Source organism: Bradyrhizobium sp. (assembly GCF_019242285.1).
In the GTDB taxonomy this organism is placed as follows: Bacteria; Pseudomonadota; Alphaproteobacteria; order Rhizobiales; family Xanthobacteraceae; genus Bradyrhizobium.
Genome location: NZ_JAFAVV010000601.1, coordinates 1 through 4753, shown reverse-complemented (window position 1 = coordinate 4753; position 4753 = coordinate 1). Strand labels below are relative to the sequence as shown.

Annotated in this window: 5 protein-coding genes; all 5 read right to left on the bottom strand. The window is 67.6% G+C overall.

Going from position 1 to position 4753, the window contains the following annotated elements:
• On the bottom strand, nucleotides 1-939 hold a 939-nt coding region (locus JOY90_RS24640; protein ID WP_291693717.1), incomplete at its 3' end, for a tetratricopeptide repeat protein.
• Nucleotides 940-954: 15 nt separating this feature from the next.
• Nucleotides 955-1629: a thiamine phosphate synthase gene (locus JOY90_RS24635; RefSeq protein ID WP_291693716.1), complete on the bottom strand. Its 675-nt coding sequence runs from the start codon at nucleotides 1627-1629 to the stop codon at nucleotides 955-957.
• A gap of 1 nt (nucleotide 1630) precedes the next feature.
• Nucleotides 1631-2656 carry a class I fructose-bisphosphate aldolase gene (locus JOY90_RS24630; protein ID WP_291693715.1) on the bottom strand — a complete coding sequence of 342 codons (1026 nt, stop codon included), beginning with the start codon at nucleotides 2654-2656 and terminating at the stop codon, nucleotides 1631-1633.
• A gap of 284 nt (nucleotides 2657-2940) precedes the next feature.
• Nucleotides 2941-4008 (bottom strand): class II fructose-bisphosphate aldolase, encoded by a 1068-nt coding sequence (fba, locus tag JOY90_RS24625; protein WP_291693714.1) that lies wholly within the window; start codon nucleotides 4006-4008, stop codon nucleotides 2941-2943.
• Between the two features lie 67 nt (nucleotides 4009-4075).
• Nucleotides 4076-4753, bottom strand: a 678-nt coding sequence (gene pgk / locus JOY90_RS24620; protein ID WP_291693713.1) for a phosphoglycerate kinase, incomplete at its 5' end; no start/stop codon positions are given.

The window sequence follows — 4753 nt, the reverse complement described above, 5'->3', positions numbered from 1 at the left end:
CTTGGCGATGACGTGCCATTTCAGGCCCTCGATCTTGTCCATCGGCACGCCCTGGCCGGTGACCAGCACCCGCGCCAGCCGGTTCTGTGCGATCGCATTGTTCTGCTTCGCCGCCTTGCGCAGCATCGAGACCGCGGCGACCTGGTTCTTCGGCGTGCCGGTGCCGTTGTAGAGCGCGATCGCGTATTCCACCTCGGCGTCGACGTTGTCGGCGAGCGCGGCCTGGCGCATCAGGTCGGCGGCCTTCTGCAGGTCCTGAGGCACGCCGGTGCCTTCCTTGTAGAAGGTGGCGAGCGCGTATTGGGCGTCGGCATTGCCGGCATCGGCCGACAGGCGCATCAGCTCCGCGCAGCGGCCGAGGTCCTGCGGCAGCGTCTGGCCGTCAAGATAGAGCAGCGCGAGGTTATAGGCGGCCTTGGGCTCGCCGAGCTTGACTGCCGAAGCGAGCAGCTTGACCGCTTCCTGTCGGTCGGTGGGACCGCCGCGGCCCTGCAGCCGCATCATTGCCAATTCGAACATCGCCTCGCGGTCGCCGGCGTCGGCGGCGCGCTTGTACCAGTCGGCGGCCTTGGCAAAGTCCCGCTTGCGGCCGAGCCCGTTGGAGTAGAGCTCGCCCAGCATGGTCATCGCCTTGGGGTCGCCGGCCTGGGCGCGTGGGGTCGCAAGCTCGAAGGTGGTCTTGTACTCGCCGCGCTGAAACGCGCCGAACACCAGGTCGACCCGCGGGTCGATCGGCGCCGGGGCCGGGATTACCATCGCCGTCGGCGCCGGGCCGGTGGCCGGCTTCGGCGTCGCAGCCGGTTTCTTGGCGGCGCTGGCCGGCGGCTTTGGCGGCAGCGCCTTCGGATCGGCCGCGGCCGGGGCGAGCTGGACCTGCGCGGCGGCGCCGGTCGCAACGAGCGCGCCCGACAGAATCAAGAGGAGCCGAAGCCGCTTCATGCCCGAAACCAATCCTCAGCCAGCTTGCGCGGCAGCCGGCGTTTCCAAGAACGCAAGCCGGGTCGCGTCGGCGATGTCGGCCAGCGCTGCCGCCGCGCCGCGCGGATCGGCCCACACGATATCCTCGACCAGCACGAAATCGGCACCGGCACGCACGAACGCGGATGCTTCCTCGCGCGAGGCCGCATAGCCGATACAGGGCGGCTCGAACAATTCGGCCCACCACTGCAGTCGCTCGGCGATCGCTTCCGTGGACGGACGATGTCCGCGCGTGTCGGGCTCGCCGAACAGCACATAGTCCGCGCCGAGCTCGCCGGCCAGCATCGAATCGTGGCGGGTCGCAAGCGAGCCGATGCCGGCGATGCGGTCCGGCCGCAGGCTCGGCAGCGCTTCCTCCAGCGCCGAGATGCCGGAAAGATGCGCGCCGTCGGCGCCCGCGCGCGCCACCAGCTCGACATGGCCGTCGAGCAGCAGCGCCGCGCCGGCGTTCTGGATCGCGGGCGCCAATGCCTTGACGCGCGAGATCATGCCGCGCTGGTCGGCGAGCTTCGTGCGCACCAGCACCGCGGCGATGTCGGCCGCGGCCAGCAGCGCGGGCAGGTACGCGATCAGCACCGCCGGATCGTCGACGGCTGGGAGCGCGAGATAAAGTCGCGGCCGTGGCCGCGCGGGAGCTGCCTTGGTCGCCAAACTAGGCCGCCTTCTTTTCCAGCTCGCTGGTCCACTCGCCCTTGGCGGCGAGCCCGTTCATCCGCGCGCGATGGCTGAAGGCGCGCTGGCCGGCGGCGACGTTCTCCGATTTGCCGGACCAGGCCTTCTGCGGCGCGGCCTGCAGCGCACGGCCATAGGAGAAGGTGAGGCCCCACGGCAGGTGACCGATCCGGTTCATGGCGTCGAGATGGGCGGTGGCCTGCTCGTCGCTCTGGCCGCCGGACAGGAAGGCGATGCCGGGCACCGCGGCCGGCACGCAGGCCTTCAGCAGCCGGACGGTCTTCTCTGCGACCTCTTCGACGGGCGCCTGTTTCGGGCACTTCTTGCCCGAGATCGCCATGTTCGGCTTCAGCACCATGCCTTCGAGTGCGACGCGCTGCACGCGCAATTCCTGGAACACCTTGTTGAGCACGCGCTGCGTCACCTCGTAGCAGCGGTCGATGTCGTTGTCGCCGTCCATCAGCACCTCGGGCTCGACGATCGGCACGATCTGCGCGGCCTGGCACAGCGCGGCATAGCGGGCGAGCGCATGCGCGTTGACGTGGATCGCGGTCATCGTGGGGATGCCATGGCCGATGTCGATCACCGCGCGCCATTTCGCAAAGCGGGCGCCGCGCTCGTGATATTTCTTCAGCCGCTCGGCGAGCTTGTCGAGGCCTGCGGTGACGAGCTCGCCCGGGCATTGCGGCAGCGCCTGCGTGCCCTCGTCGACCTTGATGCCGGGAATGCTGCCGGCCTGCTCGATCAGCTTGACCAGCGGCGTGCCATCCTTGGCGTTCTGCCAGATCGTCTCGTCATACAGGATGACGCCGGAAATGTACTGGCTCATCGCCTCCTTGGCGCGGAACAGCATCTCGCGATAGTCGCGTCTCGAGTCCTCGGTCGATTCGACCTTGATGGCGTCGAACCGCTTCTTGATGGTTCCCGTGGATTCGTCGGCGGCCAGGATGCCCTTGCCGGGCGCGACCATGGCGAGCGCGACCTTGTTGAGTTCGGTGAGATTCATCGGGTTCCTCCGGCGGTGGTCTAGTTGCCGACAAAATAGACCGTTCTCGGGCAAATGCCGAGTTTTACGTTGGTCGCAGGGGGAAGTTGGAGGAACCCGCTGTCAGCCCCGGGGGCAGACTTACCTCGCCCCGCCTGCGGGGAGAGGTCGGATCGCGCAGCGATCCGGGTGAGGGGGAGCCTCCGCGAGTCAGTCTCTCACCGTCTTTGCGGAAGCAGCCCCTCACCCCGGCCCTCTCCCCGCGGCAGGGCGGGGAGAGGGGGAGGAGAGAGTGCGGCGCCCGCTCACGCTACCTTCGGGTCGAGCTCGCCCTTGGCGTAGCGCCTGGCCATCTCGGCGGTGGTGAGCACCTTCTTGATCTTCGAGGCCTGGCCGGCGGTGTTGAACTCCTGCAGCCGCTGCTTGCACAGCTTGGTCATCGCCTCCATCGCCGGCTTCAGGTATTTGCGCGGATCGAACTCCTCGGGATTGTCCTTGAACACCTTCCGGATCTGCCCGGTCATCGCCATGCGGTTGTCGGTGTCGATGTTGATCTTGCGCACGCCGTTCTTGATGCCGCGCTGGATCTCGGAGACCGGCACGCCCCAGGTCGGCTTCATCCTGCCGCCGTTGGCGTTGATGATCTCCTGCAGATCCTGCGGCACCGAGGAGGAGCCGTGCATGACCAGATGCGTGTTCGGCAATTTGCGGTGGATCTCCTCGATCACGTGCATGGCGAGGATGTCGCCGTCCGGCTTGCGGGTGAACTTGTAGGCGCCGTGCGAAGTGCCCATCGCGATCGCGAGCGCGTCGACCTTGGTCTCGCTGACGAACTTCACCGCCTCATCCGGGTTGGTCAGGAGCTGGTCGTGCGAGAGCTTGCCCTCGGCGCCGTGGCCGTCCTCCTTGTCGCCCATGCCGGTCTCCAGCGAGCCGAGCACGCCGAGCTCGCCCTCGACCGAGATGCCGCCGAGATGCGCCATGTCGGTCACCGTCTTGGTGACGCCGACATTGTAGCCCCAGTCGCCCGGCGTCTTGCCGTCGGCCTTCAGCGAGCCGTCCATCATGACCGAAGTGAAGCCGGACTGGATCGCGGTCATGCAGGTCGCGGGCTCGTTGCCGTGATCGAGATGCACGCAGACCGGGATCTGCGGATGGATCTCGGTGACGGCGTCCATCATGTGGCGCAGCATCACGTCGTTGGCGTAGGCACGGGCGCCGCGCGAGGCCTGGATGATGACGGGCGCATCGAGCGAGGAGGCCGCCTCCATGATCGCGAGCGCCTGCTCCATGTTGTTGATGTTGAAGGCCGGCACGCCGTAATCCTGTTCGGCGGCGTGATCGAGCAATTGCCGCAGCGTGATGCGAGCCATGGTGTCCTGATCTCCGTTTTGGGGCGCGAATGCGCCGGTATCACCTCGAAACCAACATCTCGACGAACTATCGTGCCTTGAGAACCTCGACCCCGGGCAGGGGCTTGCCTTCCATCCATTCAAGAAACGCGCCGCCCGCGGTCGAGACATAGGTAAAATGCTTGGCAACGCCGGCCTGGTTCAGCGCCGCGACGGTGTCGCCGCCGCCGGCGACCGAGACCAGCTTCTTCGCCCTGGTGCGCTCGGCGGCGTGCTTCGCCGCCACCACGGTGCCACGGTCGAACGGGTGCAGTTCGAAGGCGCCGAGCGGGCCGTTCCAGACCAGGGTCGCCGCATCGTCGATGGCGGCATGGATGCGCGCGGTCGATTGCGGGCCGACGTCGAGGATCATGCCGTCGGCCGGGATCGCGTCGAGGCCATAGGCATGGGACGGAGCGTTGGCGGCGAACTGGCTGGCGACCACGGCGTCGACCGGCAGGATGATCGCGCAATTCGCGGCCTTGGCCTTCTCCGTGATCCGCAGCGCGGTCGCGGCCAGATCCTTCTCGGCCAGCGACTTGCCGATCTGGACGCCCTCGGCGTGCAGGAAGGTGTTGGCCATGCCGCCGCCGATCACCAGCGCATCGACTTTCGCCACCAGGTTCTCCAACAGATCGATCTTGGTCGACACCTTGGCGCCGCCGACGACCGCGATGACAGGCCTGGCCGGCGCCTCCAGCGCCTTGCCCAGCGCCTCGAGCTCGGC

Coding starts and splice junctions, on each gene's coding strand:
- fba (WP_291693714.1), bottom strand. CDS start 4,008: ATGGCTCGCATCACGCTGCGGCAATTGCTCGATCACGCCGCCGAACAG.
- JOY90_RS24630 (WP_291693715.1), bottom strand. CDS start 2,656: ATGAATCTCACCGAACTCAACAAGGTCGCGCTCGCCATGGTCGCGCCC.